The following is a 26,179-nucleotide window of genomic DNA, read 5'->3' on the forward strand; positions in this document are numbered from 1 at the left end:
CCAATATGGAGTTTACGCCATTGGCGACGATATTCAGGTTGATGTTTCTTTCGTTTCCATTCACTTTCACCTAGAAACTTTAGACCAGTAGAGTCAACAAGTAGATGTAGTCCATCACTACTTTTTTGATAGCCAATCACAATATCGATATGCCTTTGTCTTCTGCACAGTGTGGAATAATCTGGCGCTATCCAATCTAATCCGCAAAGCTTAATCAGACTTTGGACAAAGCCAGTGACCATTCTTGGCCAAGGATAAAACATAAATTCTTAGGGTCAAGTTTCTGTAGAATAAGAGACTGGTTAATAGGTTTAGAAGAAGAAAATAATAAATACCATATAATTACAGGTAATACGATATCCGCAGTAAATGAAAAAAATATAAAAGAAATAATAAATTTTTTTAATTATATTTTTCTCATCCCAAAGGAGATTATTTTTTTATTTCCATATTTAAATGAAAATGTCTATAGAGTTAAAATCTATGATAATGATTAAATCTTAGCCTTTTTAAAAAAATTTAATGGGGAAATTAATAATATAATAGAATTTTATAAGAATAAATTACAAAAAGAAAAACTAAATAATTTTAATTTCTATAATTTAATTAATAGCTTCCTTGAATATATTGAAATTATTCATCTAAAAAGTAATTGTAAATGGGCTGAAAGAAAAAGAGAATACTGTTGGACGACGTCCAGAGCTCAATTTCACAATAATATGTGGACATTTTATCAATATGAGCATGTAAAACATTTAATTAATTCTAACTGGTTAGATTATAACTTATTAAAAAGAAACGAAATAAAAAAAATTATAAATGTAAAAGTGAGCTATCAAAAGATTGATATAAGTAGCGTTGTTGCAGATTTTTTTGAAGATATATTATTTGAAATACTTATAAATACTGTGATTGAACTAAACAATAGAATGAATGAAATTATAGAAATTCAGACTAAAGGAAAGGTTGATCTTAGAGAGATATTTACATCTAACATTTATCTAAAATTAGAAGATGATAAGTGCATACTTATAAATACATTAGGATCATTTGACACAGTTACAAAATTAATTAATTTTGAGTAACAAGTTTAATTAAATGAACGTACGGCAAATTTGAAGAAGTTAAAGCTCAATAATATATATTATTTCGCATAATGTATATTATGTTAAATAAAATATCTAAGACTGTAGCCTACGCAACTTAGTTGTAGCTACAGATCAGCAACGTGAATAATAATATCCAAGATTCACGTTGCTGACTATCCTAATGAACATAATATTCGTTATTCAAAATCCTGCGCTATCTAAGTCGGTCTATGTGATGGTCTAGTTTGATAAAGAATAATTTGAGTTGGTCTATTTCTTCATGGTTATCTGTTTCTAGTTCTCGGATCTGGTCTAAATACTTCTCCAGTGATCCACGCATAAACAAAAAATCAGATTTATCTAAACTGCCTATGTTCCTGTTGTATGAAGTTGTTCGCCATACGTGTCTATTTACTGGCATTGATTAAAAAGTCTTTGCACGAATAATGGCTGAAATGAAAAATCCAAATAAATCATTTAAAAGCGCCCTTTTTAGATCATATTTTGTGCATCGCTACCCGCATATTATAAAAGGGGGATTCAAGACCACTTACTGCCGTGTTTTTAGCGGGTATGGCTATTTTTTGTATAAAGATTTCAGCGATAGATTGATCTTGTATTTTTTTCGGTTTAACCAAGGCATTTTCAAAAGACTTGAGTTTGTTTTGAGTAATGCCCTGCAACATATTTGTGAGAATTTGAGAATCAGCAAGAGAAACATCGTTGAAAGCAGTACGAGTATAAATTTCTAGTGATATTTCTTTTTCTTGAGCAAAGATTTCAGTTGAAATTATAAAATTGATTAATAAATAATCATATTTAATGGTGAAATATATCAAAACTGATCATAAAAAAATCATATTGTTTTTGAAGCGATTATTTATGATTTTGCCAATTATGTTAAATGGAGCTAGTTATCGTCACTCGTGATTCCAAAAGATTTTCTCCATGCTTGAGGACTAGTGCCGTATTTTTCACGGAAATTCTTTCTAAATGAAACAGTATTATTAAATCCTGAAAGCTCAGCTATCTTTTCGATAGACAAGCTTGTGGTTTCTAATAGTTCACAGCTTAACCTGATTCTTTCCGTATTCAGCCAATCCACTAACGTCATTCCTGTCGCTTTCTTAAAATGGCGTGTAAACGTCCTACGAGTCATATGTGCCCTTTCAGCTAAGTCTTCAATACGGTGCTGTATAGATAAGTTCTTTCTTAAAAAATCAAGTAAGAGATTAATCTGAGCATCTTGGCTCGATTTTGCTACAGGCTGTTCAATAAACTGAGCTTGTCCACCTTCACGATGAGGTGGGACTACCATTATTCTAGATACTTTATTTGCAATGTGTGCATTATAAATTTCACGTACCAAATAGAGACAGCAATCTAACGCTGCGCCTGTTCCAGCTGAGGTTACCACTCTTTGGTCTTCTACATAGAGGGCATCACGATCGAGATGAACTTGTGGAAACCTTTCACTGAAATCTTGTTCAGCCATCCAGTGTGTAGCTGCTTTTTTATGGTCGAGTAAACCAGCATATGCTAATGCATAAGTCCCATAGCATAATCCCACTATTCTAATTCCAGTTTGATATGCCCAATTTAACTCCTGAATAAGTAACTGTTCAGGCTTACGATTAAAATCATCCCATCCAGGAATAATGATGAGATCCGACTCTTTCATAAGTTCGATTCCACCATCAGGAATAATCATGATGGATTGGTCTGTTTTGACAGGCTTACCATCTATAGAAAATATTTTAAGGTCAAATAAGGGCTTATCCTGAATTTTAATATTGAAAATAATGTGAGGAATTGAAAAGTGAAATGGATTTATGTTGGGATAAACGAACAGCCCAATAACAGGTATAGCCATTCAATTTACCTCTCTAAAATAATCAATATATCATTTTGTCCTAATAGTTTCGATGATTGTCTTTAAGGACAGTTTTTTTATCAGCGGATTTCGATCATGATCTATCTATTACTAAACAATTGGATTTGGAATATGAATAAATTTTTAAGTAGCTCTGTTATTGCACTATCTCTAACAATAGCTTCAGTCAATTTATATGCGAATGATAAAGTGGTTGAACGAGATACTTCTAAAGTTACACATATACAAGAAATTCGTAATGCAACAATCAAAGTTTCTTATGCAGACACCACTTTTTTAGTTGATCCAATGTTTGCTAAAAAGGGCTTTTATGAAGGCTTCCCGAATACATATCGTAGTTATTTACGTAACCCACTGGTAGATCTACCGATTCAACCAGAAACGATTCTCGAAGGCGTAGATGCGATTATTATTACACATACTCACTTAGATCATTGGGATGATGCAGCGCAAGCCACTATTCCAAAGAATATGCCTATTTTTGTACAAAACAAACAAGATCAAAAAACGATTCAATCACAGGGTTTTAAAGATGTCCACATTTTAACTCAAACGACTTTTCAAGGCGTTCAGTTAACTAAAATTGGTGGTCAACATGGTACTGATGAAATGTATCTTAATGCTGAACTCAAAGCTAGTTTAGGTGAAGCGATGGGTATGGTTTTTGAAGCAGCAGGTCATGAAACAGTTTATGTTGCAGGAGATACGATTTGGCGTCCAGAAATTGATCAATCAATTCAAAAATTTAACCCTGATGTCATTGTATTAAATACAGGTAATGCATTACTGGATGGGTTTAAAGAATCCATTATTATGGGGAAAGAAGACACTTATCACGCTGTTCAAAAAGCACCTAATGCTAAAATTGTTGCGGTTCATATGGATGCTATTAATCATATGTCTTTGACACGTGCTCAACTCTCAGATTATGTAGAAACCAAAGGTATTCAAGATAAAGTATTGATTCCAATCGATGGTGAAACGCTTTCTTTCTAAAGTAATTTTTTTAAAGAAGTAGAATAATTCCACTTCTTTAAAATCATAAGCTAAAACAAATATTAATTAAATAAAGGAAATGTCATGTCAAAATCTGCTTTATTAGTGATCGATTTACAAAATGAATATCTACCTATAGGTAAATTACCATTGGTAAATATTGAACAAGCTGCTGCTAATGCAATGAAAGTGATTGCTAAGGCCCGTCAAGAAGGTACTCAAGTTATTCATGTCCAACATATTGCTAATGCTGAATCTCCTATATTTGAACCCAACTCAAACGGTATTGAATTTCAGGACACAGTTAAGCCACAAGCAGATGAAGCTGTGGTCATTAAAAACCACATTAATGCATTCTTAAACACTACTCTCAAAGAAATTTTAGATACCAATCAAGTGACTGAGCTAGTTGTGATTGGTGCTATGAGCCATATGTGTGTTGATGCTGCTGTTCGTGCTGCTTCTGATTTTGGTTATAACGTAAAAGTGATTCATGATGCTTGTGCAACGCTAGACCTAGAATTTAATGGCATCAAAGTACCTGCTGGTCATGTCCATGCAACATTAATGGCCGCTTTTGAATTTGCTTATGCTCAAGTGATATCAACTGAAGATTATATTGGTTAAAATTAAGATTTACTAAATACACCAGATACGAAGTCAAAAATGGGGGGCAGATCATAAGCTCCCATTTTTAGTAATTTTTTTGATATTTTCGCATGGCTTTGTTGCACAAACATTCAAAAGCTAAACTTTCCTCAAGTTAGCTAAGTTTAAGTGACAACTTGGGTATGGGGTCGGCCTAATTCCGTAAATTTATTCAGAATTGCCACACTTACATGAATTTCATTGATCTGACTATATCGATATAGACTGAATCAATTTGCTTATCAGATGGAATTTGATTGAGTAAATCGCCGAGTACTTGTGAATCACTGGCATTATTTGTAGTTAACTGTACAGCTCGTATTTGTAGGATTTTAGCATCTATGCCGATATGCAGTTTACACCATTGGCGATGGTAAGGCAGGCATCAAGCTAAAAATTGTGCATTCATTTTGCTGGCATTATGCTGTAAACGGGTTTGCATATATTCCGCATAGACCGATAATTTTTCATGAATATGTTCCGCGTAGAACATATCATTCACCAAGTGCGCAGCTTGTGCGCTGGTATAACTGGCATAGCACAGCAGCAACTGAGCATTCAGTTTTGAGAATTTTTCACACAATGCAATATATTGATCATCTTTGTTTTTAAATAATAATTTACGCAGATTCAGTTCAGCCTCATTCACTATTTTATCATGGGGGTCTGTCTCAATATAATGAATCACAACTCTAAAGAACTTTTCCACCTCAGCTAGTTTCGAAATATCCAGCTTTAAATCCGTGATTAAAAAGATTTGAGAAACATCCGAACGGCACAAAGCTTTAATTAAAGAAAAATAGAAAAAATCGGCCTTACTCAATGAAGTTTCAGCCAAATCCAAATACAGATTCAACGCGGACAACACTTCATCAATTTTTAAATTTTGTTTTTGTTCCACCTGATAATAACGGCCCAGAATATTGAGTACAGGAATAGTTGCAGGACTATGATAAATCACGCTTTGATTAAGATTTACCAAAATAAAGGGGGCAAATAAAAAGCCAAGGTTTGCTTGTTCTGTTTGAATGGCAGACTGAGAAATATACTGCATTTTTGAGGTTGAAAATTCGCGTAAAACCTTGGCGCGCAATAATGTTGCTTCCAAATTGACATAATGTTGCTCAAGCATTTTTTGCAGTTTTTCAGAAAATTCTTGCTTCTCAATCAATGTTGAAATGATATTTAATTTTTCAGTTATAAACACAGCTACACCTCAGGTCTTTCATCCCTTCATTACATATATTCTCAACGAATTTATACCAGAGATGTAGCTACAAAAAACCTAGAAGAAAATATAACAAGAATTCGATTAAGCTCCCGCTGTTATATTTTTATCCATATTTTTTGTACCTACTCAAATCTTATAGAATCTTCACAATGTATTAAATTGGCAATATAGATTGCTTCCTAGTTATGAAACTTTTTATTGTTGAGTCATTATCTCTCAGTAAATTACTCATACTTGTTATCAGCTCACCCTCTTTTAAGGAGCTTAGCTATGAGTCTAGGTCTAACAGCATTAGAGTTAGCTAGAATACAATTTGCTTTCACTGTCTCTTTCCATATTATTTTCCCAGCAACGTCCATTGGCTTGGCGTGTTTTCTTGCATTATTAGAATGGAAATGGCTAAAAACCCAAGATGCGGTTTATAAAGATTTATTTAAATACTGGATTAAAATTTTTGCCGTTGCTTTTGGTATGGGCGTAGTATCTGGGGTTGTCATGGCCTACCAGTTTGGTACCAACTGGAGTGAATTTTCCCGTGTCGCAGGTTCAGTTACTGGTCCGTTGTTAACTTATGAAGTGCTAAGTGCCTTCTTCCTTGAAGCAGGATTTCTTGGAATTATGCTGTTTGGCTGGGGACGAGTCAGTCCCAAAGCACACTTTTTTGCAACCTTGATGGTGGCGATTGGCACCTGTATTTCCATGTTTTGGATTTTATCATCCAACAGTTGGATGCAAACCCCTCAAGGTTTTGCGATCGAGAATGGCATCATTGTCCCAACCGACTGGTGGGCCATCGTTTTTAATCCGTCTTTCCCCTATCGCTTTGCCCATATGGCAACAGCAGCATTTTTAGTGTCTTCACTCTTGGTTGTCGGAACTGCAGCATGGCATTTACTTAAAGGCCGTCGTGATGAGTTGGTTAAAAAATCATTCTCTATGGGCCTTTGGATGGTCCTTGTCACTTCATGTCTACAAGTGGTAATTGGTGATAATCATGGTTTAAATACCTTGAAGTACCAACCGGCTAAATTGGCTGCAATCGAAGGTCATTGGGAAACCAATTATGATCATGGTATGCCTTTGCTCCTGTTCGCATTACCAGATGTGGAAAATGAACGAAATGCGGCTGAAATTGGTATTCCAAACTTGGGAAGTCTGATCTTAACCCACTCGATGAAAGGACAAGTCGCCGGCTTAAAAGACTTTGTCAAAGAAGATCGGCCTAATGTACCAATTGTATTCTGGAGCTTCCGCGTTATGGTCGGTCTGGGTATGTTAATGGTTTTACTGTCATTAGCTGCTTTATGGTTACGTAAAACTGGACACCTCTATGAAACTTCATGGTTTCATAAGTTTGCTATCGTTATGGGACCTACAGGTTATATCGCACTGCTTGCGGGTTGGGTCACTACTGAAGTTGGACGTCAGCCTTGGGTCGTTTATGGCGTGATGCGTACACAAGATGCTTTATCTCATACGGTAACGGCCGATCAAGTCGGTTTGAGTCTCATCATTTTTGTTCTGGTGTATACAGTCGTTTTCGGTAGTGGTATTTATTACATACTCAAGCTCATTAAAACAGGGCCTGCATTCATAGAAAGCTTGGAACCTGCAAATAGCGGTCTTGGTCATTTCAAAACACCACTGCGCCCACTCAGTGCAGTCGACGATGCCTTTGATAACAGTACCGAACAGCCCAAATCCGAAACTGACCATACAAAGGAGAATCACCATGATTGATCTAGCTTTAGTATGGGTCGGGATTATCGGTTTAGCAGTTCTGTTCTATGTGATTATGGATGGTTTTGATTTAGGTATTGGGATTTTGTTCCCGTTCATTCAAGATCATCAAGAACGCGATGTGATGATGAATACCATTGCGCCAGTCTGGGATGGCAATGAAACATGGATGGTGCTCGGCGGTGCTGGTTTATTTGCAGCCTTTCCCTTGGTCTATGCAACGGTATTGTCTGCACTGTATTTACCTATCACCTTTATGGTCGTGGCACTGATTTTCCGAGGTGTAGCATTTGAGTTCCGCTTTAAATCAACACGAACCAAGTATTTATGGGATCAAGCCTTTATTTGGGGATCAATTTTATCGAGCTTCTTCCAAGGCGTAATTTTAGGCGCTTATATTCAAGGAATTGAAACCACCAATGGCATTTATAGCGGCAGCGCGTGGGATTGGTTAACACCCTTCTCTATTTTTACTGGCCTAGGTGTAGTTGTCATGTATGCGACTTTAGGCTGCGGCTGGTTAATCTGGAAAACAGAAGCTAAATTGCAAGCGCATATGTATCAATTTATGCCTAAGCTGCTGATTGCACTGCTGCTGATTTTTGCAAGTGTAAGTTTATATACGCCACTGACGCATTCAGAAATTGCCAATCGCTGGTTTACTTTTCCAAATATCTTTTATTTTAGCCCTGTACCAATCTTGGTCCTCTATTTTGTAGGCTCCATTTTAAATGCATGCAAAGATAAAAATGAAATTAAGCCTTTCATTTACACCTTAGCTTTAGTATTCCTTGCTTTTACGGGTTTCGTGATCAGTTTATGGCCCAATATTATTCCGCCATCTGTCAGCATTTGGCAGGCGGCTGCACCTGAATCAAGCTTGAAATTTACCTTAGTCGGTGCTGTGATTCTCATTCCAATGATTATTGCCTATACCTTTTTATCCTATTGGGTATTCCGCGCCAAAGTTCGAATTGGTGATGACGGTTATCATTAAGTTTTCAACAGTTTTCATTCAGTCTATTTCGTATCATCTGGCGACTAAGACTTAGCCACCAGATTGAATCAAAAATGTGATGGAGAGTTTTTAATGCCTAGAATATTCAACAAGATGAATTCCACACAATGGTTTGTCTGCTTATGGCTGACCGGTTTTCTAGGGTTGGCGCTTATTGCAGGTGTATTTAAAATCTTGTTATATTTTGCTTATCCATAAATTAAACCAATTTGGGCTCAATTTTTAAATATCAAAATCTAGCCTTTGTTCATTGCTACAGCAAAACTTAAAATATGGATAGTCTGTACTATCCATATTTCCTTTGTGAATCATTTGAGTCGTTTACCATGTATAAATCAGAACAACTTGCACTTAGTTTGAAGCATCTGATCGAAAGCGGTGCATGGAAAGCCAATGAAAAGCTACCTTCTTTGCGTCAACAAGCACAGGTTTCAGGGTTCAGCTTAATCACTGTCATGAACGCTTATCAAGAATTAGAAGCCCAAGGACTCATTTATTCCAAAGAAAAACTGGGCTATTTTATTGCCGAAGATCCAAACAGTGTAAAAATTGCCAAGACGGTGATTCTGAATGAAAAAATTGAAATTAACTCTACCGTTTTTCGTTATTTAAAATCAATTCAGTCCAAAGATATTGTGCCTTTTGGTATCGCCTTTCCTGACAGTCAATTATTGTATTCTCCTAAACTCATGCAAAGCTTGGCACAACGCGCCAAACACCGCTTAAGCTATGAGCAGATGCCAAGTTTACCGCCAGGTAATTTGGAACTGCGCAAACTTATTGCACAGCGCTATTGTATGCAAGGAATCCCTACTGATCCGTCTGATATTGTCATTACTTCTGGTGGTTTAGATGCACTCAATCTTGCCTTGCAAACCTTGACCCAGCCAGGCGATTATATTCTTTTGCAAGAAACCATTTTCTACGGTGCATGGCAAGCCACGGAACATTTGGGTTTAAAAGTCATCACCATTCCTGAACATCCTGAATACGGTTTGGACTTGGAGGCTTTTAAAAATGCTGTGTCAAATTACCCTATTAAAGCCTGCTTACTGATGTTGAACAGCCATAACCCGATTGGTTTTACAGTCAGTGATGAAATTAAATTACAGTTGGCAAAATTACTACAGAAACATCAAATTTATCTGATTGAAGATGATGTCTATGAAGAGCTCTATTTTGATCATAAAAAGCCCTTGTCGATGAAGTATTTTGATCAACAGAATTTAGTTTTACATTGTTCTTCATTTTCTAAAACCTTGGGTGCTGGTTTTCGTATTGGCTGGGTCTATGCAGGAAAGTTTTCAGAAAACATTCAGCATTTACAATTAATGAGCACCCTCTCGGTCAACTCTTTTATTCAAAATGCTTTGGTGGACTATCTATCACACCGTTATTATGAAAAGCATTTAAAAACTTTGCGCAACACCCTTAAACGTTTTAAAAATCAGTATTATCAATATCTCACTGAAAGATTATCTGAGGAATATAAAGTACATTATTATCCATCAGGCTATTTTTTATGGATCATATTGCCTGAGCAAATTAACAGCAATTTGATTTACCATGAAATGCTGAAACACAAGGTTGGAGTCGCATCGGGTGCATTATTTTATCGAACTAATAAAACACCGCATCACATTCGAATTAATTGTTCATTTGAATTAAACGAACATACGCAAGCCGCCTTAGATCAACTGATTCAACAAATCACTGAGTTTAAGATAGTGGTTTAATACTTAAGCTCAATGATTTGTATCATGGCGAATTTCAACCCGTATAATAGATTTCTTTCATAACTTAAAAAAGGTCCCCTTTTTGGGTGATTATATGTATCTTTCACTTTGTGAAATTGATACATAATCTCAGTATAAATAGGCTTTTTTGCATAAAGCTTTTAAAGATAAAACTTCTCGAAGCCACTCAAATTTAAGATGTAACCTAGGTATGGGGTCGGCCTAACTCCATAAATTTATTCAGAACTGCCACACGTGCATGAATCTCATTCACCTAACTAGGAAAGCTCCTTGCAGTTAATTTATCTCCTAATAATTTGATGCAATGCATCTTGGTTTCCACCAAACTTCGACGATGGTATCCAGACCACTTTTTTCAAATTGCTCTTTCTAGGCGATTAATCAAGGCTCGATTATAAGAAGACCAATTGGTTGTACGATAGATTTTATACGTCGGTTTATTCATGTAGAAATTATATTACCGCATAAGTCTCCAAGAATAGGTTTCTGCAACAAAGTCTATTAGACTTAAAAATTTCTCTTTCTGCACCAATTCCTCCGCAATCTTTACAAACATTCGTGATGCTGAGGTTTCCTTCCTCCTTTTCTTTGCATTAATACAGCTGTTCTCTCGATTTGTTGCATTGCTAAAGAGATCGATACTAAATTATTTTTTTTATTGCTAATTGCAGCAAGTAAAATTGTCGCAAGTGGCATTCTTTGGATGATCTCCAAAATAGCACTAATTGAGCTAGTTTCCATCTGAATATTTGGATAAAATCCTACCTCACGGAAAGCATGATCAATTTACTTTCGTGTCGCAAAGCTTGAATTTAAAAGAATCAAAACTTCTTGAGCCAAGTCTGAAAATGTCAAAGTGCTCCGTTTTGCCAAAGGATACTGCTTTGACATTACGACTGCCAGATTTTCATTTAGCAATGCAATACTTTTGATCTCATTAGACACTCCCGCTTCAAATTATTCCTATATCAATTTCATCATTGAGTAATAACGCTTCGATTTTTTCTTTTGAAATTTCTTGTATATGCGAGGTGGTTTGGGGAACTCTAATAAAATTCAGCGATCAAGGGGCCGATTAAGTAACTGGTAAATGTTGGTGCAGTTGCAATACGAAGTGAACCTCGACTCAGCTAAATAAGGACATACCCTAGTGTAATTCAGCATTTCTAACTGTTCTAAAACCAACATGGCTAATTGCCAAATCGCTTTCTTGCGGATGTCGTGCTGCGGCTCTATATCGTGCACAATAATTGTCTGCACATAAATATGAACCACCTTTAATTGTATAGTTATTGAATGCTTGTGGCTTATGTGCATGCAATTGTTGCTCTGTCCCCATATGGTCGTCATGGCTACCCACAAATGGCGTTTGGGTATATTCCCACACATTACCAATCATATCGTAAAGCCCAAATCCATTGGCAGCAAAACATCCTACAGGTGCAACACCAGCAAAAGTATCAGTTTGATCGTTATGATATGGAAATTCACCTTGCCATACATTGGCATTTACATGGTCTTTATCTGAAGAAGCACTCACATCACGTTGATGACTAAAGGCTTTTGCTGCATATTCCCACTGTTCTTCCGTGGGTAAATCACGTCCTAACCATTTTGCATATGCCATAGCATCTTTCAGCGTAATCATGCGCACAGGTTCATGCTCAGCGATGGGTTTTGAATTCGGCCCTGTCGGTTGTTTCCAATTGGCATTGGGCTGTAATTGCCACCATGTTAATTCATCTGCGGTTTGCGTGGGTGGTGTAAATACAGCAGCTTCACCTTGTTGCTCTGCTTCCGTCACATAATCCGTGGCTTGAACAAAACTTCGAAATTGCGCATTGGTGACTTCAGTGGTATCTATCCAAAAGTCATCCACTTTTCTTTCACTTTTCAGTAGTGAACGTTCCTCAGGATAATGATCATTACTCCCGATCTGAAAAGTTCCACCTGAAATCCGTACCATACCAGCATGTTTATTTTGCAACCATTGTTGCGGTAAACCGCTGTAAGCCTGACATTTCTCTAAACTTCCCAAAGCAGTTTTGCCTTGCTCGGTTGGGTTTAGATCCGTTTTGGCATTACAACCTGAAAGTAGCACAATGGCTGTTAGGCTGAGCACAGAAGTTAAAGGAGATTTATTTTTCATGACATTTACTCAATACAGCAAATTGATACGATGCTTCGTTACAACAATTCGAAACTATTGCAACATCATCACAAAATTCAGCTACGCTATTTTGAAGATAGTGCAACTGAATCTCAGCCAAAAAATGCATTCATTTTTTGGCTTCTTTCAAACAATGCTCATTATTCAGGATCGTTATAATGAATATCAAAGTTCTTATCGGTAATGAATAAAAAAGTCACATCATTATCTTCTTGAGCGCCATGAAACATGGTTTCACCTTCAGGAAACCATACAAAACTTCCGGGACCAAATTCCCCAACCGAAGTCACTAAAATGCCATCTAAAACATACATGCCGTGTGCACAATGATGCGTATGAGATTTATTCATAAAACCTGCTTTATAACAGGCTTTAGAAATAGACATCCCCGTCATATTGTCTAAAAACAACGGTTTCATGAAAATACTCGCATCAAGTTCAGGAATAGGTAACTCCTGCCAAGGCATACGATTGCTATCCATTGTGATCACTTGTGAATGATTGTCCATGTGAAACTCCTGTTTATTCCATTAAATGCTGTCAATTCATTACGTTAAAAATGAGTAATGATTAAAATGGGTAATTCGGTGCTTGCGCCTGAATTGTCATCCATTGCCATTGGGTAAATTCATCCACATTTGCAGGTCCGCCAATGCGTGTGCCATTACCTGATGCACCAAAACCACCAAAAGGATTCAGTATTTCATCATTGACCGTTTGATCATTGATGTGTAATAGACCGACTTTTAAAGATTGTGCTACTTGCATGCCATGACTGACATTTGAAGTAATAATGCCCGCAGATAAACCATAATCGCCCATATTGGCCAATGCGATCGCTTCTTCATCAGTTGCAAATGGCATAAGGACAGCGACAGGGCCAAAAATTTCTTGTTCGAAAATAGGATTGTCTTGCGTAACTTGAGACAACACCGTTGGTTCAAAGAATACACCATTTGCTTTGCCACCGACTTCGAGTTTTGCACCCGCAGTAATCGCACTTTGAACAAGACCTTCGACGCGTTGGCACTGTCTTTGATTAATTAATGGGCCAATGTTCACGCTTGGATCCATTGGATTACCCATTTTCAATTGTTGGACTTTTTCAACCACACGTTGTTTTACTTTTTCAAAAATAGATTGATGAATCAATATTTTTCCTGAAGTCATACAAATCTGCCCTGAGTGCAGAAATACTCCCCAAGCAATATTTTGTGACGCAAGTTCAATATCAGCATCATCTAAAATTAACAGTGAATTTTTACCGCCTAATTCTAAAGACACTTTTTTCAGTGTACGCCCTGCACCTGCACCAATAATACGACCTACTTCAGTTGAACCTGTAAATTGAATGCTCGCAATATTCGGATCATTCACCAAGGCTTCGCCAACCTCAGCTCCTCCCGGTAAAACATGCAGTAAACCTTTTGGCAAACCTGCAAGTTCAAAAATTCGTGCAATTACAAAGCCACTACATACAGCTGTACGTTCATCAGGCTTTAACACCACGGCATTCCCTAATGCTAAGGCAGGAGCAACCGCACGAATCGCTAAATACAATGGAAAATTAAAAGGTGAAATCACACCAACTACACCAAGTGGTAGACGCTTTGCCAAACTTAATTTTCCATTTTGTGTTGGCAATACTGAACCTTGAACACTCGATGGTAAGATCATTGCATTTTTAAGCGCTTGAATGGCTAAATCCGTTTCAAAACTTGCCTTCATGACAATCGAGCCACTTTCTTTGATCAGCCATTCAATGATGTCAGCTTTATGATCAATCGCCACTTGGATCGCATTTTCAAAAATTTGTGCACGTTCTTGGTATGACAATGCCCACCATTTTTCTTGGGCGACTTTCGCTTGTTGTGCGGAGTACTCAACATCACTTGGCTGAGCATAGCCCATAACACCCAACTGATCGCCCGTTGCCACTTCGGTCACCGCATAGTTTTTTTCTGCGACTGCCCATTGACCATTAAAAAAACGATTTTCCCAAATTTCAGTTGCTAATATGCTCATTTCTCTATCCTTAACTCATTTAAATGTGATCAAAACACAATCACGATTTACATCGAAATCCCTTCCAATATAGGTAAAAACCAATATATTGTGTTAGATATATTAAGTATAAGCATATAGCATGCCAAAATTTATTTTAATAAAAATCATAAACATATAAAATGTGATATTTTATTGTCTATATTTTTCACACATCCTAAAAATAATTTGTCCAAATACTAGACACTTCATTTTTTGCTTTTCCATCTGTGATGGATAAAACGAAATCATGCATGTGAATTAGCCTGTATTCACTGCGCTATCGGCATAAATTTAGATATTTATAAACCGTTGATCTTGAAATATTAAGTCGTTTGGCAACCTTTGTCACGTTCATATTTTCTTCTTGATAGACACGTTTAATGGTTTCTCGTGTTAATCCATCAAGGTCTGATGTTGACTCAATCTTTAATGGTGTTGTCACTTGCGCTCCGTCCTGCAAGAGTAATTCAGTGATCATCAAATCATCTGAAAAAACCGCAGATATTTTCAGTACATTGATTAATTCACGAATATTCCCCGGCCATGCATAATTTAAAATCTGTGCTTTAACTTTGTCCGAATAACGATAATCACCCAAATTTTCCAAAATGGAATTTGCAATCGTGAGCTTATCATCCCGATCTCTCAGCGGACTTAACTCAATTTCATAACCTCGAATACGATAATATAAATCACTTCGAAATAGCCCTTGATCGACTAAATTTTTTAAATTTCGATTGGTTGCACAAATCAGTTTAAAATTAGATTTTAATGCGGTTCGACCACCAACCCGATAAAACGTATTGTCTTGCAATACACGTAACACTTTGACTTGTAAATGAATAGGTAAATCACCCAATTCATCTAAAAATAAAAAACCACCATTTGCCATTTCCACCAAGCCAATCTGACCTTTGGCTTTCGCACCTGTAAATGCACCACCCTCATAACCAAATAATTCAGACTCAAGTAAATTATCAGGAATCGCACCACAGTTAATTGAAATAAAAGGTAGTTTTTTAAATTGATCGTGAATTTGTTGCGCTAAGAATTCTTTCCCCGTCCCTGTTTCCCCCGTAATTAAAATAGGAATATCAGCTTGAATGGCACGGATACATTTTTGTAATTTAATATCACCCACTTGACTCATTTTTTTCTGCGGATGAATCATCTTGGCATAACAAAATGCATGATCATTTTTCTTTAATAAATGAATATCACTGCTGTGATGCATTAACGCTTCTATATTGGCAAAAATTTGAGTAATTTCAGCCCCTATAGCATCTTTAATCTGACAGCCAATCAATTGACTTGCTACCTGATTCATATGCGTAATATAACTATCCTGATTAAAAGCAATTAAACCTGAATAAGCGCCACCAATTAAATCGGGAGTATTTTGAAAATATAAGAAATAAGTTGCTTCTTGCGTATTACGAATAAATTCATTTTCAAACTTATAAGACTGATGTAATAAATGATTCAGCCAATTCCCTGTTGAAATTGAAATTTTAGAGGTAATATCTAAAGCACCAAGAATATCACCTCGCCCATTAAAAATGGGCACAGAGGCACATGAAAATGAAGAAAATTCTTTTAAATAATGCTGATGCCCATTTAAAGCCATCGGTAAACGTGAATCTATACTGCAAATCGGTGCAATCGTACCAAAGTTTTCCTCTGAGACAACACGACCTACCTTCAGAAAATCATATAAACCATCAGTAGAATCATCATGTAACTCTTTGACAATTAAACCCATATTATTAATCAGAAAAACACTGATATTTTGTTGCTTATATAAGTTAAAAATATCCTCGAGATAAGGCTGTGTCAGCCGAGCAAGCTGTTGATCATCATAGCTTAATGATTGAATTTCAAAATTTTGTTTATTAACGATAGAATTATGTGGAGTCAAACCTGCATTTTTAGCTTTTTGCCATGAATCTAGAATGGGCAACTGATCTAATTCAAGTTCAGGTCGAATACCTGATTCAAAAAAATCATACTTTATGCTTTCCCATGATGGCGGCTCAATCAATTTATTCATAAAAATCCCTTTAAGAACATAATATAATGATCGATAAGTACAAAAAATAATCACTTCCATTCAATATCATTGCATAAGGCAAATCTATTTATTTCAATATGATGACTTTATGTTGTCTATAGATTATAAAATAAATAGGAATACTTGGTAATAGTCATTTAAAGCATAATTAAATACATTTAAAATCTGAACTTTAAATTAAAAACAACTTATTGATAATAAATATATATTTAATATTAAAAAAATAAAAAACAAATCCACTTGAATTAATTAAAAATTTTATTCAGATCAAATTAAATATTTTTTTTAAAAATATAAATTCTCAAATGAATTACGTTTATAAAATGCCAAATTATTTTCAATCCTGTGTTTTAAATTTGGACACCTCGAAAATAATTCGTCAAATATCTAAACATAAGAATCGAACATATAAATTCAAACTATTGATTTAATAGCATTTAATCAATTGGCATACTTCATGCTAATAAAGTGATTAGAACGCAGCGCTGTGTGACCACTATATAGCCGAACCACTTTTATATTTGATGTAAGGGAACTACATTGATGAAAATTTTAAGCAAATTTAAGATTAAGCCAAGCTGTCTTTTTATTCTTCCTTTAACGAGCCTTTTTTTGGGCGTACCTGTCATTACCATTGCACAGGATGTTCTGCCTTTTCCATTGGTACCTTCAGCAAGTATCGCAAAAGATACAATGGAAGAATCCACGCATATTCGTCGAATAGAACAACAAAAACTCTCTGCTGATGCACCGAATATTTTAATTATTCTCTTGGATGATGTGGGTCCAGGTATTCCCGATACCTATGGTGGTTTAATCCATACACCCAACCTGAGCCGTGTTGCCAAACAAGGTATTTCGTATAATCAATTCCACTCCACGGCAATGTGCTCACCTACTCGTGCGGCTTTGCTTACAGGTCGTAACCACACACGTGTCGGCAATGGACAAATCACTGAACTTGCCAATGATTGGGATGGTTTTAGTGGCGTTATTCCAAAAACCTCTGCAACACTCGCAGAAGTCCTTAAAAATTATGGGTATAGCACCGCAGCTTTTGGTAAATGGCATAACACACCGACGGCACACACCACCCAAGCAGGGCCATTTGACTATTGGCCAACACATTATGGATTTGAACATTTTTATGGGTTCTTTGGCGGTGAAGCCTCTCAATATGACCCATCTTTAATTTTAAATACCCAATACGTTGATAAACCTGCCAAAACTTCACAGGGTGCTTATCACTTAACCGATGATTTAACCGACAATATGATTGGTTGGATGAAAACCCAAAAAACCTTAAATCCTAATAAACCGTTACTCATGTATTGGGCACCTGGTGCTGTACATGGCCCACACCAAGTCGATCAGAAATGGGCAGATAAATACAAAGGTAAGTTTGATGCTGGGTGGGATGAATATCGAAAAATAGCCTTTGCAAGACAAAAAAAATTAGGGTTTATTCCTAAAAATGCGCAACTCACTCCACGCCCTGACTCGTTGCCTGCATGGGAAAGTATCCCGCAGAATGAACGCGCATTTCAAACACGTTTAATGGAAGTCTTCGCAGGTTTTGTTGAACATACTGATTATAACGTTGGACGTATGCTCGATGGTCTTGATGAAGCAGGGATTGGGGATAATACTTTAGTCTATTATATTTGGGGCGATAACGGCTCAAGTGCCGAAGGTCTCCAAGGCACTATCAGTGAAATGCTCGTACTGAATCGTATTCCAAGTAAAATTGATGATCATATCCGTGTTTTAAATGAAGAATTGGGCGGACTTGATGCGCTAGGTACAGCTAAAACCAGTAGTATGTACCATGCAAGTTGGGCTTGGGCAGGTTCAACGCCATTTAAAGGCACTAAATTGGTGGCATCGACTTTGGGTGGTACACGTCAGCCTTTAGCAGTTTCTTGGCCACAAAAAATTGAAGCTGATGCAAAAATGCGTAGCCAATTCCATCATGTCAACGATATTGCGCCAACCATTTACGAGATTCTAAACATTACCCCCCCAAAAGTGGTCAATGGTTTTACGCAAGATACCTTAGATGGCATCAGCATGGCATATACCTTTAACAATGCCAAAGCTGAAGGGCAAAAACACACCCAATTCTTTGACATTATGGGCAGTCGTGCCATTTATAAAGATGGTTGGATGGCAGGAACTTTTGGACCTCGTGTGCCTTGGAGTGCAACTAATCCGGGCATGGCAACATGGACACCCAACAAAGACGTCTGGGAGTTATATAATCTTAAAGAAGATTTCACCCAAGCCAATGATTTATCACAAAAATACCCTAAAAAATTGGAAGAATTAAAAAACAATTTTATGGAAGAATCTCGTGCCAATAAAAATCTACCGATTGGTGGTGCACTGTATACTATGATTCATCCTGACAAAATGTTGGTCAATCCTGCCACCGAATATAATTATAAATCGGTCATTACACGTATCCCTGAATTTACTGCACCACGTTTGGCAAGCAGAAATAATAACCTAACGATTGATGTTAAAAACCCTGACAATGCCAATGGCGTATTGTTTGCAATGGGTGGCTTCGGTGGCGGTGTGAGCTTATTTATTCAAGATGGTTATTTACATTATGAATATAACGCCTTCGAAATTGAACGCACCAAACTCAAAAGTGCTGAAAAACTTCCGATAGGTGATTTAAAAATTGAAGTCAAACTCAATAAAAAGCCTTCGGTGGATGGGATCAAGCATTTATCCTCAGGTGATTTACAAATTTTGGTCAATGGCAAACCTGTCGCACAAGGCACCATTCCTAAATTGGTCTCTTTTGGCTTTACGGTGAATGAAACCTTTGACATCGGTTCAGATGTTGGCTCACCTGTTTCCTCGGCTTACTATGACCAAGCACCATTTGCCTATAACGGAAAAATTAACAATCTTAATGTGAAATATACACCTTAAGGTCGGCTAAATTTTGGCTAAAAATCTTGTATTTTTAGCCTCTTCAATTGGATTCCTACAGCAGATTTTTTAAATTTGGCGTTATAAATCCTGAGTAAAACTTCGTTTTTTCGCTTCTGATTTTTCATTTTTTGAAAAGTCATGGGTACTTTATGGCTTTTTGAGGTCAAAACCCTTAAAAACCAAAACTTAAGCATCAGCACTTTATAAACGAGCAACAGGATCGTTGCTTTTTACCTCCTCAAGGAATATGACAACATGAAACATTTAAATTTCACCTTACTTGCACTAAGCATGTGTGCCATCAATCCTGCACACGCAAATTTTATCGACCAAGCTACAGTGACATTGATCACAAAAAATGTCTATATCGATCGTAATTATATAGGTGAAGGTGTTGCTCAACCTGCCTCGAAAGAATGGGCTCAAGGTTCTATGCTCAATATGAATTCGGGTTATACCAAAGGTGTAATTGGTACAGGGCTTGATGTTTATGCAGGTTTAGGGTTCAAACTGTGGGGAGATGCAGAGCATTCAAGGGGCACAAGTATGTTACCGCTTGATCCTATCACGGGAAAACCGGAGAGTAGCTTTGCTGAAATTAGCGCAACTGCAAAATTCAAATATGCAGAGACGGAATTAAAATACGGTACATTATTTCCAAAAACACCCGTGGTCATTGCCTCGTTTAGCCGTGCCCTTCCTCAGTCTTATCATGGGGTTCAGTTGGTTTCAAAAGATATTAAAAATCTCAAACTCGAAATGACTTACTTAGATCAAGTCAATCAGCGAGATTCAACCAATTATGAAGATATTAAATTGATCCCTGCCAATGGACGTTTTAAACCCGTCTCAAGCGATCAGCTTTATTATATAGGCGCCAATTATGCATTGAATCCACAGACAGAAATTACCTTATTTCATGCCAATTTTCATGATATTTATCAACAATATTATACTGGACTTAATCACAGTTATCCCATCAATGATGCAATGAGCCTGTCTACCGATTTTCGTTATTTCCGTACCCTTGATGAAGGAAAACAACTTGCAGGTAATATTGATAACCATCATGGCAATTTAGTTTTTGGCTTATCTCAAAATAATCATAAATTGAGTGCAGGCTATATTCATAACTCAGGCGATACTGCAATGCCTTATTTAAGTAGTGGCGAAACTGCAACTTATATGGACTCTTGGGCAACGGATTTTCTCAATAAAAATGAGAAAGCCTACACCATTCGCTATGATTATAATTTTAAAGATTATATTCCTGGGCTAAGAGTAATGACACGCTACACTTATGGTAAAGATATTAACCTTGATCATATTGTAGGGCTAGAAAATAAAGAACTGCATGAAAAAGAATTGGGCTTTGATTTGATGTATCAAATACAAACAGGCATGTTAAAAGGTTTAAATTTCCGTGGTCGTTATGCAAATTATGATAATAATCACGGTGTAAAACCAACATTTAAATCTGCCAATGAAACCCGTTTTAATATTGATTACACGTGGAAATTTAAATAAATCGTTCACCTTTATTGAAATGAATATATTTTTTAAAATGAATATTATCTGTCCCTGTAATCGCTTGATCACAGAGACAAGTTTTTTAATGAATCACGCTGTACAATAAAAACTCAATGTCTTATTTTTAGACACTCGTCCACAAATTGAACACTACATTATAATTTAAATCATTAATAATCAAATGGTTAAAATTGGCATACTTTTTGATTAAATTAGCTTTATTAACATACTGAAATTAATATCACCAAAACAATATATGTCACATCAAGGAGATGAAAATGACTGATTTAATAGATATTCAAGCTGCAGTTACGGAAGGTCAAGGTGCAGATTTTGTTTTACAAGATTTGAAAATTCGCCCTCCACAAGGCAATGAAGTGCTTGTTAAAGTCATTGCCACAGGGATGTGCCATACTGATCTGATCGTGAGAGATCAATATTACCCTGTGCCGTTACCTGCTGTTTTAGGTCATGAAGGCGCAGGCATTATTACTGCCATTGGTGAGAATGTAAAAGACCTTACTGTTGGTGATCATGTCGTTTTAAGTTATGGCTACTGTGGTATATGTAAACAATGTAGCTCAGGTGCACCTGCTTATTGTAGTGAATTTTTTGGGCGCAATTTTAGCGGTACAGATCCGCAAGGTGAAAATGCGATTTGCAGACATAATCATGAAAATTTTCACGATCATTTCTTTGCGCAGTCTTCATTTTCAACCTACGCCCTAAGCCTTGAAAATAACACAATTAAAGTCGATAAAAATGCACCTTTAGAACTACTTGGTCCTTTAGGTTGTGGCATCCAAACAGGTGCAGGCGCTGTCATGAATAACTTAAAAGTGACACCTGCAAGTAGCTTTGTCACCTTTGGTGCAGGTGCCGTAGGTTTAAGCGCACTTTTAGCCGCTAAAATTTGTGGTGCAACCACAATTATTGCCGTCGATATTGTAGAAAGTAGATTAGAACTTGCCAAAGAACTTGGTGCAACACATGTCATTAACAGTAAGAATTTAGATTCTGTACAAGCCATTAAAGACATCACAGAAGGTGGTGTTTCTTTCGCTTTAGAATCGACAGGTCGTCCTGAAATTTTAAAACAAGGCATCGATGCTCTAGGTATTTTAGGAAAATTAGCAATTGTTGGTGCGCCTCCTCTAGGGACATTGGCGCAGTTTGATGTCAATGACCTTTTACTTGGTGGTAAAAGCATTGTTGGTGTTGTTGAAGGCAGTAGTGTGCCAAAAACCTTTATTCCACAATTAGTTGATTTATATCAAAAAGGATTATTTCCTTTTGATAAATTAGTGAAATTTTATGACTTTGAAAATATCAACCAAGCCGCTTTAGATAGTCAAAGCGGTATCACACTCAAACCAATTATCAAAATTGCACAGCCTTAAATATAGATTGCATTGCGATTGCATGGACTCATCATGCAATCGCTTTTTTATGTACATCTATTTTCATATTTAAACTATTTTCACACCCCATGATGTACATAAGCCAATTAAAAATTTAAGATTTTTAATGCTGATGACGTTCAAAAATTTATTAGGATTTACCATGAAACAAGGATTTTCGCTCCTTTTACTCAGTGCAAGCATTTTGGTACAACACAGTTATGCAACATCAGTTGAACCACAGAAAACACCACAGCTTGAGCGCAAGCAAGATGAGCAAAATGCACAACGTGGCTTGATTGCTCGTCCACACGGCACATTAACGGATGAGCAAGGTAAACTGATTTGGTCGTATGATGATTATGAGTTTTTAAAAAATTACTCAGGCAATACCATTAATCCAAAATTACTCACTCAAGCAAAATTAAATCAAAATATTGGCTTGTTTAAAGTCACCGAAGGCGTATGGCAACTGAGAGGTTTTGACTTAGCCAATATTACCGTGATTGAAGGTAAAACTGGCTGGATTATGGTAGATACTCTCGCCTCTAAAGAAACTGCTGCCGCCGCATTAAAATTTTTACGCACTCAGCTTGGTGACAAAAAAATTAGTGCAATCATTTTAACTCATAGCCATTATGATCATTTTGGTGGTGTAGATGCATTCTTAGAAGATAAAAATATCCCTATTATTGCGCCTTCAGGTTTTATGGATGCCGCAACCAGTGAAAATATTATGGCTGGTTCAATCATGGGTAAGCGTGCGTCATATATGTTTGGTATGAATTTGGATGTCAATGAAAAAGAATTAGTAGATAGCGGTTTAGGTAAAGGATTATCTTTTGGCACAGTGACCATAGCTCAACCCACTATTTTAATTGATCAACCTGAGAAAAAGCTTAGCGTAGATGGTGTAGAAATTACTTTCTTTAATGTCCCAGATTCAGAAGCACCTTCTGAACTTACTTTTAGTATCGAAAGTAAAAATCTGTACTGTGGTTCAGAAATCATTACTCATACCATGCACAACCTATATACACTCAGAGGTGCTAAAGCACGTGATACTTTGAAATGGGTTAAGTATTTAGATGAAGCTAAAGACTATAATGAGAAAGCAAAAAACAGAAATTTTGATTTCTCAGCATCACTGGCCGGTTTGGGGTAATAAAAACATATCTGAATTTATTACCTTACATCGTGACGTCTATAAGTTTTTGCACGATCAAACTTTGAAAATGATGAATCAAGGTTATACCGCCGATGAGATTGCTGAAAAAATTCAGCTACCAGAAAACCTGAATAAACACCTTTCTATTGGTGGTTACTATGGCAGTATCAAACATAACGTCAAAGGCATTTATCAATACTATATTGGCTGGTTTGATGGTAATCCTGCCAATTTAGATATGCTCCCAAGAAAGCAACGCAGCCTTAAATATATACATACAATGGGTGGTGAGGATGCTGTTTTGCAAACTGCTATAGATGCAAAAAAACAAGGTGAAGAGCGTTGGGCTGCAGAGCTTCTTAATCATATTTTAACTGTAAACCCGAAAAAAACTGCTGCTCAAGAAGCACTTGCTGAAGTATATTTGACCTTAGGTTATGATGCTGAGTCAATTGCGTGGCGTAATTTTTATATCAGCGCTGCTAAAGATTTACGTCAGGAAAAATCCAGCAGTGATCGTAAAAGAATTGATATGTCTGCTATTTTACAACAAGCACCAGTATCTGTTTTTTTAGATAAACTTTCTACATTGTTAAAGGTTAATACGCCAGATAGCTTGACACAAATCAGCATTGATAAACATGATTTTTATGAAATCTCCATTCATAATTCAGTGATGAATTATAAGAAAATCCACCAATTAGATCCTAAAAAAACCACACTTAACCTCTCGAAAAATAATTTTATCGCTATTATTAATCATACAACACTGCTTGATGATCAACAGCAATTTTTTTTAATAGCTTTGATTTAAAAAATAGCCCGATTAATTTGCTGTATTAGATGCTGATGGATATGTATTATTTTTTAAATAAAGTAATGGTCCTGAAATAAATGAACCTATTTCAAATCTAAATTTAGGTTTTTAAGTTTCATTATTTCAATTTTAAAAGGCTTCGTTGCACAAACTTATATCTAAAGAAATATTTATTCTGAAATTATATTACTGAATAAGCATTCAATGATAGATTTGTGCAACAAAGCCTTTATGTAACCTTATAGTATAAATCCCTCTTGAAACATTCCAAATAAAGCATTGAATTATATAACTAAAAATTAACAACTTATATGTCACTTCAAATTATCACTCATTGTCGCCAGAAATCATAACTCATTGATTTTTCTTAATGGCAAATGACAAATTATGTGTCACGTGACATTTATTGGTGCTACAGCTCAGTAATATGATTATATATCATGTTACTAAGTATCCTAATGAATATACTATAAATTCTCTGATAACCTTCACCCGTTAATACCTCAAATATTTCTTTTATATTGCTATATTTCATTCCGAAATTAAGTATCAATCCTTAAATATGGAATATAAAATTCGTTTGACTCAGTTTAACTCCCAGTTCTGGGAATCACATTCCCCAATAAGTAATTTAAAATACATGCAAGCTTTTTAATAACTTTGAGTATGTATGACTGATCTAATTCTTCCTCCACATTTAGCTGATAATAAGGCTTTTACTCGTGTCTTTCAGCCAAATAAGATTACCTTTGGTTTAATCGCGCCTTTTAAGGGCTATCCTGAAGGGCCTGTACCGAATATGTCTGATCATGCGGAGCTAGCAAAAATGGCAGATGAAGGAGGTATTTCAGCATTATGGATTAGAGATGTGCCTTTTTACGATCCAAATTTTGGCGATGTCGCACAAGTTTATGATCCATTTGTGGATCTAGGTTATCTTGCAGCAATCACTAAAAATATTACTTTAGGTACAGCAGGCATTGTTTCACCTTTACGTAATCCAATTTTAACGGCTAAACAAGCTGCATCGGTGGATCAACTCTCAGGTGGACGTTTTATATTAGGTATGTCGAGTGGAGATCGACCTGTCGAATATCCTGCTTTTGGTTGTGATTTTGAGAATCGTGCAGATCGTTTTAGAGAAGCATGGCAAATGATTCGAACCTTAAATGAAAATAAATTCCCTAAGATGGCCACACAACATCATGGTAACTTATCAGGAAATATCGATTTAATTCCGAAACCAGTTGGAAGTCATTTACCGATGATAACGATTGGTCGTGCTCGTCAAGATATGTCTTGGTTTGCCAATCAATCAGACGCATGGATTTGGCATGGTGTTGATCCGAAGCGTTCAAAAGGTATTGTGCAGGAAATTGAAGAACAAGGTGATGGGAAAACATGGCATCCATTTGGATATGCAAACTTTTTAGATTTAAGTGAAAATCCAGACGAACCTGCTCAATTACACAATAATATTTTTCTAAGAACAGGTCGTAATGCGCTGATGGAGTTTTGGGAACAACAACGTCAAGACGGTGTTTCCCACATCACACTCAATTTAAAACCAACGCGTCGGCCTGCCAAAGAAGTTTTACAGGAGCTGATAGAATACGTTGTACCGCAATTTAGTCATTCTTAAGCTTTTAAAGATAA

22 protein-coding genes and 3 pseudogenes are annotated in these 26,179 nt (G+C 36.3%); 13 read left to right on the top strand and 12 right to left on the bottom strand.

Annotation, left to right across the window (positions count from 1 at the left end; translation table 11 throughout):
* Positions 1-245 (bottom strand): annotated as a pseudogene (locus B9T35_RS16985) (transposase); the annotation flags it as partial.
* A gap of 474 nt (positions 246-719) precedes the next feature.
* Here B9T35_RS16985 and B9T35_RS16990 point away from each other — a divergent pair.
* Positions 720-1,085, top strand: coding sequence for a hypothetical protein (locus B9T35_RS16990; protein ID WP_086192335.1), 366 nt, complete (start codon positions 720-722; stop codon positions 1,083-1,085).
* A 500-nt stretch (positions 1,086-1,585) separates the two neighbouring features.
* On the opposite strand, the gene B9T35_RS16995 is transcribed toward B9T35_RS16990, so the two are convergent.
* Both B9T35_RS16995 and B9T35_RS17000 read right to left on the bottom strand, forming a co-directional pair.
* Positions 1,586-1,927 carry a hypothetical protein gene (locus tag B9T35_RS16995; RefSeq protein ID WP_086192336.1) on the bottom strand — a complete coding sequence of 114 codons (342 nt, stop codon included), beginning with the start codon at positions 1,925-1,927 and terminating at the stop codon, positions 1,586-1,588.
* A 71-nt stretch (positions 1,928-1,998) separates the two neighbouring features.
* Positions 1,999-2,961, bottom strand: coding sequence for a GlxA family transcriptional regulator (locus B9T35_RS17000; protein ID WP_086192338.1), 963 nt, complete (start codon positions 2,959-2,961; stop codon positions 1,999-2,001).
* A 132-nt stretch (positions 2,962-3,093) separates the two neighbouring features.
* Here B9T35_RS17000 and B9T35_RS17005 point away from each other — a divergent pair, with 132 nt between their 5' ends.
* Both B9T35_RS17005 and B9T35_RS17010 read left to right on the top strand, forming a co-directional pair.
* Positions 3,094-3,978: an MBL fold metallo-hydrolase gene (locus B9T35_RS17005; RefSeq protein WP_086192339.1), complete on the top strand. Its 885-nt coding sequence runs from the start codon at positions 3,094-3,096 to the stop codon at positions 3,976-3,978.
* A gap of 84 nt (positions 3,979-4,062) precedes the next feature.
* Positions 4,063-4,605 (top strand): cysteine hydrolase family protein, encoded by a 543-nt coding sequence (locus B9T35_RS17010; RefSeq protein ID WP_086192341.1) that lies wholly within the window; start codon positions 4,063-4,065, stop codon positions 4,603-4,605.
* A gap of 146 nt (positions 4,606-4,751) precedes the next feature.
* Here the strand turns inward: B9T35_RS17010 and B9T35_RS17015 are convergent.
* Together B9T35_RS17015 and B9T35_RS17020 are read right to left on the bottom strand one after the other, a co-directional pair.
* Positions 4,752-5,002 (bottom strand): annotated as a pseudogene (locus B9T35_RS17015) (transposase); the annotation flags it as partial.
* A gap of 9 nt (positions 5,003-5,011) precedes the next feature.
* Positions 5,012-5,833, bottom strand: coding sequence for a hypothetical protein (locus tag B9T35_RS17020; protein ID WP_086192343.1), 822 nt, complete (start codon positions 5,831-5,833; stop codon positions 5,012-5,014).
* Positions 5,834-6,127: 294 nt separating this feature from the next.
* On the opposite strand from B9T35_RS17020, the gene B9T35_RS17025 reads away from it, so the two are divergent.
* The 4 genes from B9T35_RS17025 to B9T35_RS17040 all read left to right on the top strand — a co-directional run bounded on the left by B9T35_RS17025 (position 6,128) and on the right by B9T35_RS17040 (position 10,351).
* Complete coding sequence (locus tag B9T35_RS17025; RefSeq protein WP_086192344.1) at positions 6,128-7,597, top strand: cytochrome ubiquinol oxidase subunit I; 1,470 nt, start codon at positions 6,128-6,130, stop codon at positions 7,595-7,597.
* On the top strand, positions 7,590-8,594 hold the full coding sequence (cydB, locus tag B9T35_RS17030) for a cytochrome d ubiquinol oxidase subunit II (RefSeq protein ID WP_086192346.1): 1,005 nt from the start codon (positions 7,590-7,592) through the stop codon (positions 8,592-8,594). Before B9T35_RS17025 ends, cydB begins: the two co-directional genes overlap by 8 nt.
* A gap of 93 nt (positions 8,595-8,687) precedes the next feature.
* The gene (locus tag B9T35_RS17035; RefSeq protein ID WP_086192347.1) at positions 8,688-8,813 is read left to right on the top strand and encodes a DUF2474 domain-containing protein; all 126 of its coding nucleotides are present in this window, start codon (positions 8,688-8,690) and stop codon (positions 8,811-8,813) included.
* Positions 8,814-8,941: 128 nt separating this feature from the next.
* Positions 8,942-10,351, top strand: a complete 1,410-nt coding sequence (locus B9T35_RS17040) for a PLP-dependent aminotransferase family protein (RefSeq protein ID WP_086192349.1) — start codon at positions 8,942-8,944, stop codon at positions 10,349-10,351.
* Positions 10,352-10,556: 205 nt separating this feature from the next.
* On the opposite strand, the pseudogene B9T35_RS18735 reads toward B9T35_RS17040, so the two are convergent.
* The 7 genes and pseudogenes from B9T35_RS18735 to B9T35_RS17075 form a co-directional block, all read right to left on the bottom strand.
* Positions 10,557-10,727: pseudogene (locus tag B9T35_RS18735) on the bottom strand (IS5/IS1182 family transposase); the annotation flags it as partial.
* Positions 10,728-10,918: 191 nt separating this feature from the next.
* Positions 10,919-11,068, bottom strand: a complete 150-nt coding sequence (locus B9T35_RS18575) for a hypothetical protein (RefSeq protein WP_213033377.1) — start codon at positions 11,066-11,068, stop codon at positions 10,919-10,921.
* A 90-nt stretch (positions 11,069-11,158) separates the two neighbouring features.
* Positions 11,159-11,317, bottom strand: a complete 159-nt coding sequence (locus tag B9T35_RS18885) for a LysR substrate-binding domain-containing protein (RefSeq protein WP_086192352.1) — start codon at positions 11,315-11,317, stop codon at positions 11,159-11,161.
* Between the two features lie 202 nt (positions 11,318-11,519).
* Positions 11,520-12,521: a formylglycine-generating enzyme family protein gene (locus tag B9T35_RS17060; RefSeq protein ID WP_086192354.1), complete on the bottom strand. Its 1,002-nt coding sequence runs from the start codon at positions 12,519-12,521 to the stop codon at positions 11,520-11,522.
* A gap of 161 nt (positions 12,522-12,682) precedes the next feature.
* Positions 12,683-13,051 (bottom strand): cupin domain-containing protein, encoded by a 369-nt coding sequence (locus B9T35_RS17065; protein WP_086192355.1) that lies wholly within the window; start codon positions 13,049-13,051, stop codon positions 12,683-12,685.
* A 61-nt stretch (positions 13,052-13,112) separates the two neighbouring features.
* Positions 13,113-14,567: a benzaldehyde dehydrogenase gene (locus B9T35_RS17070; protein WP_086192356.1), complete on the bottom strand. Its 1,455-nt coding sequence runs from the start codon at positions 14,565-14,567 to the stop codon at positions 13,113-13,115.
* A 298-nt stretch (positions 14,568-14,865) separates the two neighbouring features.
* On the bottom strand, positions 14,866-16,638 hold the full coding sequence (locus B9T35_RS17075) for a sigma-54-dependent Fis family transcriptional regulator (protein WP_086192399.1): 1,773 nt from the start codon (positions 16,636-16,638) through the stop codon (positions 14,866-14,868).
* Positions 16,639-17,202: 564 nt separating this feature from the next.
* Between B9T35_RS17075 and B9T35_RS17080 the strand changes: the two genes are divergently transcribed.
* The 6 genes from B9T35_RS17080 (at position 17,203) to B9T35_RS17110 (ending at position 26,165) form a co-directional block, all read left to right on the top strand.
* Positions 17,203-19,605 (top strand): arylsulfatase, encoded by a 2,403-nt coding sequence (locus B9T35_RS17080; RefSeq protein WP_086192358.1) that lies wholly within the window; start codon positions 17,203-17,205, stop codon positions 19,603-19,605.
* Between the two features lie 294 nt (positions 19,606-19,899).
* Positions 19,900-21,135 carry an OprD family outer membrane porin gene (locus B9T35_RS17090; protein ID WP_086192401.1) on the top strand — a complete coding sequence of 412 codons (1,236 nt, stop codon included), beginning with the start codon at positions 19,900-19,902 and terminating at the stop codon, positions 21,133-21,135.
* A 281-nt stretch (positions 21,136-21,416) separates the two neighbouring features.
* Complete coding sequence (locus tag B9T35_RS17095; protein WP_086192361.1) at positions 21,417-22,538, top strand: NAD(P)-dependent alcohol dehydrogenase; 1,122 nt, start codon at positions 21,417-21,419, stop codon at positions 22,536-22,538.
* A 163-nt stretch (positions 22,539-22,701) separates the two neighbouring features.
* Positions 22,702-23,703, top strand: a complete 1,002-nt coding sequence (locus tag B9T35_RS17100; protein ID WP_171264314.1) for an alkyl/aryl-sulfatase — start codon at positions 22,702-22,704, stop codon at positions 23,701-23,703.
* Positions 23,645-24,520, top strand: coding sequence for an alkyl sulfatase dimerization domain-containing protein (locus B9T35_RS17105; RefSeq protein WP_171264315.1), 876 nt, complete (start codon positions 23,645-23,647; stop codon positions 24,518-24,520). The genes B9T35_RS17100 and B9T35_RS17105 overlap by 59 nt, the downstream gene beginning before the upstream one ends.
* Before the next feature lie 673 nt (positions 24,521-25,193).
* Positions 25,194-26,165, top strand: a complete 972-nt coding sequence (locus tag B9T35_RS17110) for an LLM class oxidoreductase (protein WP_086192366.1) — start codon at positions 25,194-25,196, stop codon at positions 26,163-26,165.
* Positions 26,166-26,179: the final 14 nt, after the last annotated feature.

The organism is Acinetobacter sp. ANC 3832 (genome assembly GCF_002135415.1).
Taxonomy (GTDB): domain Bacteria; phylum Pseudomonadota; class Gammaproteobacteria; order Pseudomonadales; family Moraxellaceae; genus Acinetobacter.

Excerpts from the sequence above, each read along its gene's own strand:
- B9T35_RS17075 (WP_086192399.1), bottom strand. The coding sequence starts at position 16,638 with ATGAATAAATTGATTGAGCCGCCATCATGGGAAAGCATAAAGTATGAT.
- B9T35_RS17070 (WP_086192356.1), bottom strand. The coding sequence starts at position 14,567 with ATGAGCATATTAGCAACTGAAATTTGGGAAAATCGTTTTTTTAATGGT.
- B9T35_RS17080 (WP_086192358.1), top strand. The coding sequence starts at position 17,203 with ATGAAAATTTTAAGCAAATTTAAGATTAAGCCAAGCTGTCTTTTTATT.
- B9T35_RS18575 (WP_213033377.1), bottom strand. The coding sequence starts at position 11,068 with ATGCCACTTGCGACAATTTTACTTGCTGCAATTAGCAATAAAAAAAAT.
- B9T35_RS17095 (WP_086192361.1), top strand. The coding sequence starts at position 21,417 with ATGACTGATTTAATAGATATTCAAGCTGCAGTTACGGAAGGTCAAGGT.
- B9T35_RS17105 (WP_171264315.1), top strand. The coding sequence starts at position 23,645 with ATGAGAAAGCAAAAAACAGAAATTTTGATTTCTCAGCATCACTGGCCG.
- cydB (WP_086192346.1), top strand. The coding sequence starts at position 7,590 with ATGATTGATCTAGCTTTAGTATGGGTCGGGATTATCGGTTTAGCAGTT.
- B9T35_RS17060 (WP_086192354.1), bottom strand. The coding sequence starts at position 12,521 with ATGAAAAATAAATCTCCTTTAACTTCTGTGCTCAGCCTAACAGCCATT.
- B9T35_RS17065 (WP_086192355.1), bottom strand. The coding sequence starts at position 13,051 with ATGGACAATCATTCACAAGTGATCACAATGGATAGCAATCGTATGCCT.
- B9T35_RS16990 (WP_086192335.1), top strand. The coding sequence starts at position 720 with ATGTGGACATTTTATCAATATGAGCATGTAAAACATTTAATTAATTCT.
- B9T35_RS17110 (WP_086192366.1), top strand. The coding sequence starts at position 25,194 with ATGACTGATCTAATTCTTCCTCCACATTTAGCTGATAATAAGGCTTTT.
- B9T35_RS17040 (WP_086192349.1), top strand. The coding sequence starts at position 8,942 with ATGTATAAATCAGAACAACTTGCACTTAGTTTGAAGCATCTGATCGAA.
- B9T35_RS17025 (WP_086192344.1), top strand. The coding sequence starts at position 6,128 with ATGAGTCTAGGTCTAACAGCATTAGAGTTAGCTAGAATACAATTTGCT.
- B9T35_RS17035 (WP_086192347.1), top strand. The coding sequence starts at position 8,688 with ATGCCTAGAATATTCAACAAGATGAATTCCACACAATGGTTTGTCTGC.
- B9T35_RS17010 (WP_086192341.1), top strand. The coding sequence starts at position 4,063 with ATGTCAAAATCTGCTTTATTAGTGATCGATTTACAAAATGAATATCTA.
- B9T35_RS17000 (WP_086192338.1), bottom strand. The coding sequence starts at position 2,961 with ATGGCTATACCTGTTATTGGGCTGTTCGTTTATCCCAACATAAATCCA.
- B9T35_RS17090 (WP_086192401.1), top strand. The coding sequence starts at position 19,900 with ATGTGTGCCATCAATCCTGCACACGCAAATTTTATCGACCAAGCTACA.
- B9T35_RS17005 (WP_086192339.1), top strand. The coding sequence starts at position 3,094 with ATGAATAAATTTTTAAGTAGCTCTGTTATTGCACTATCTCTAACAATA.
- B9T35_RS17100 (WP_171264314.1), top strand. The coding sequence starts at position 22,702 with ATGAAACAAGGATTTTCGCTCCTTTTACTCAGTGCAAGCATTTTGGTA.